Annotated in this window: 3 protein-coding genes; 1 reads left to right on the top strand and 2 read right to left on the bottom strand. The window is 63.8% G+C overall.

Features of this window, described 5'->3' with window-relative positions:
• Window positions 1-22 precede the first annotated feature (22 nt).
• Window positions 23-940, bottom strand: coding sequence for a SagB/ThcOx family dehydrogenase (locus DFO68_RS15310; protein WP_133484461.1), 918 nt, complete (start codon window positions 938-940; stop codon window positions 23-25).
• 45 nt (window positions 941-985) lie between these two features.
• Here DFO68_RS15310 and DFO68_RS15590 point away from each other — a divergent pair, with 45 nt between their 5' ends.
• Window positions 986-1141, top strand: a complete 156-nt coding sequence (locus tag DFO68_RS15590; RefSeq protein WP_166637594.1) for a hypothetical protein — start codon at window positions 986-988, stop codon at window positions 1139-1141.
• A 110-nt stretch (window positions 1142-1251) separates the two neighbouring features.
• Here the strand turns inward: DFO68_RS15590 and DFO68_RS15305 are convergent, their stop codons facing one another.
• Window positions 1252-2019 (bottom strand): SDR family NAD(P)-dependent oxidoreductase, encoded by a 768-nt coding sequence (locus tag DFO68_RS15305; protein ID WP_243726540.1) that lies wholly within the window; start codon window positions 2017-2019, stop codon window positions 1252-1254.
• Window positions 2020-2430 lie beyond the last annotated feature (411 nt).

Genomic DNA, 2430 nt, shown 5'->3' with positions numbered 1-2430 from the left:
GCCTCATCGACCCCGATCCCGGCTATCGCTGGCCCCTGATCGACCAGGCCGCCCAGGCCAGCCAGTCATCGGGCAGGCGGCTGGCCTGGGCGGCCTGGTCGATCAGGGGCCAGCGATAGCCGGGATCGGGGTCGATGAGGCTGGCCTGGCCCTGCCACGAGGCAGCTTGCAGTTCTGCCTCCAGTGCCTGCAACTGTCCGGGGCTGGGGGGCGGTAATCCCGGGGCCTGGAGGGCCAGCAGGATTTCCGGCTCCTCGGCTTCCGTGAACGGATAGGGGGTGGAGGGAAAGTCTTCGCTCCGGTTGAGGCCCAGCAACTTTGCCAGACGCTCGCTGCCCAGGGCCAGAGGCCGGGCCTGCCAGCCCAGCAGGTGGGCGGCATAGGCGATGGCGCCCAGGGCGTGGCCCAGGTCGAGCTGGCAGTAGCGGAAGGCCCGCTCCCCGTATTTCCAGGCCTCCCGCCACATGATGGAACTCAGACCCAGCAGCAGGCAGGGGCTGCCGCCGGGGTTCAGCAGAGCCCGGCTTTCCAGCTGGTGCTGGAGCGGGTCGTAGTGGTGCACCCCATCGGCCAGGCCAGGAATGCCCCGGCAGAGCAGATAACTTTCCGTGGGGTGCAGATTGCCCGAAGAGGGATTGCAGCGCAGGGCCCAGCGGCTGGGGCCCCAGCTTTTCCAGGCCGAGAGGCCGAAGGAAAGCTCCAGCACGGCGCCGATGCTGTCCAGGCCGGTGGGCACGGCAGCCGTGGGGGCTGGATCATGCCAGGGACGTTCGAACTGATCGGCGCTCAGCGGCAGGGACAGGCAGGGGGCGCCATGAAAGTGGCGGAAAGGGGCCGGCTGGGCATCCCAATCCAGTTGCCCGGGGCCCGCGGCATAAGCTTCAAAGTGGTGGCGGGTGCGAGCGTGGTAGCTCTGGATGAACGGAATGTTTTCCGGCACGGCAGGCTTTCTCGATGGGGGTTGCGCAGGGTACCGCGATACCGCATGAGACAGCAAAGCCCGTTCCCGGGTTGCAACTTGCCGCAGAGGCCCTGCTCCAGCGGCCAGGCCAGGCCCGGCCCAACCCGCCTGATGGCGGGCCTGATCGTGGGCCTGATCGTGGGCCTGATGGCGGTCAAGGCAATTCAGACTGCCCTGTAGCCGGCTGCCACCGGACAAGGCAGACCGGTGGCGCAGGGCCGCCGCCAGGTCGGAAAAGCGCGTCCGCCGCGGGATCAGGGCATGCGCCGGCTTTTATGTCGTCAAGCGGATCAGGCGATTTTAGGCTGACCGTCCGAGGCGGTCACGCCACCATCGACGGGAATATTGACACCATTGACAAAACTGGCATCTTCGCTGGCAAGAAAGGCCATGACCGCAGCGACCTCTTCAGGCTCTGCAGCTCTACCGAGCGGGATGCGTTCATTGAATTTCTGGTTCACCGCTTCCGGGAAGTTGGCGGTCATGTTGGTCTTTACCAGGCTCGGACAAACGGCATTGACCCGCACCCCGGCTCCGCCGTGGTCGAGTGCCATCGCGCGTGTCAGGTTGGATACGGCACCTTTCGCAGCGCAGTAATATGCAGCTCCCCAGTCGCCGCCGAGACCCGATACAGAAGCGGTATTGACGATGCAGCCTTTGCTCTTGAGCAGGTGCGGAAGAGCGAATTTCGAGCAATACACTACCCCATTGATATCAATGGCGGAGATCCGCTCCCAGTCTTCCAGGCTGGAGTCGAGGACGCTGCCGGTCGCATGCACGCCGGCATTGTTGATGAGCACATCGACTTTGCCGAACTGTTCCACAACGCGGTCGAACATCGCCCTGACCGACGTCACGTCAGAGACATCGACGCCGATGACCAGTGTCCGCTTCTCCGGCAGGGAGGAAGCCACTTTTTCGGCGGCCGTCTTGTCCCAGTCGGCCAGGACGACGATCGCCCCTTCCGATGCAAAGCGACGTGCTGCGGCAGCGCCAATCCCGCTACCGGCACCAGTAATGACGACAACCTTGTTTTCGAACCTCATAAAGCTTTGCATCCCAACCTCCCCTTGCAGACCCTGCTCTGATGTCATGGTCTGATAGCCAATGTTCATTAAAAAGGGAGGCAAGTCCCGGGTCTCATGGCAAAGGACTCATGGCAAAGGACCCGGGGCTTGCCTCCATGGCGACTCCCTGAATTACCTTCCTGGAGTTTTCATGCTCGTTGAGCATATCAAGGCCTCCCCCCCAACTGTCAAGCTGGAGCGGCAGCGGGGTATAGGAAATTCAAACGCCCTTTTCGGCCAGTCTGGCAGGTAGGCAGCGGCCGTGCAAGCGTCGTTTTGGGTACGGATCGGAGGTTCGCACTTCGGCTTTCGACATCGCGGGGCCACGCAGCGGCTCAGTGCGTAGCCATTTCTCACCGAATCCCGGCACAGGGCCGAGCGCAGCCCTGCGGGGTCGTGGCC

It is taken from the genome of Halomonas ventosae, assembly GCF_004361885.1.
GTDB classification, from domain to species: Bacteria; Pseudomonadota; Gammaproteobacteria; order Pseudomonadales; family Halomonadaceae; genus Halomonas; species Halomonas ventosae_C.
Note: the sequence above shows the minus strand (reverse complement) of the source record. Positions and strands in the feature narration are given on the sequence as shown.